The sequence below is a fragment of the Chryseobacterium sp. SIMBA_028 genome, assembly GCF_046535285.1.
Classification (GTDB): Bacteria; Bacteroidota; Bacteroidia; order Flavobacteriales; family Weeksellaceae; genus Chryseobacterium.
In genome coordinates this window covers 1-275 of record NZ_JAWRWZ010000242.1, presented here as the reverse complement: position 1 = coordinate 275, position 275 = coordinate 1, and the positions used below count along the sequence as shown (strand labels likewise).

General features: G+C 65.5%; 1 protein-coding gene. It reads left to right on the top strand.

From position 1 onward, the window contains the following. Window positions 1–275, top strand: a 275-nt coding sequence (locus SCA31_RS23305; protein ID WP_410699397.1) for an NAD(P)(+) transhydrogenase (Re/Si-specific) subunit beta, incomplete at both ends; no start/stop codon positions are given.

The following is a 275-nucleotide window of genomic DNA, read 5'->3' as shown; positions in this document are numbered from 1 at the left end:
CTTCATCGTCGCCCTGAAGGGACTGAACTCGCCCCGAACGGCCCGTCGCGGCAACCTCATCGGCGCCTTGGGTGCGTTCCTGGCCGTGGTGACGGTGTTCGTTTCAGCGAGGGTTGAGAACATCCCGTGGATCATTGCCGCAATGGCCGTGGGAGCCGGTGTTGCGGCCCCGGTGGCCAGGCGGGTTCAGATGACCCAAATGCCGCAGCTCGTCGCCTTGTTCAACGGGGTGGGCGGTGGGGCTGCAGCCCTTGTGGCTTTGCTGGAACTTCCCC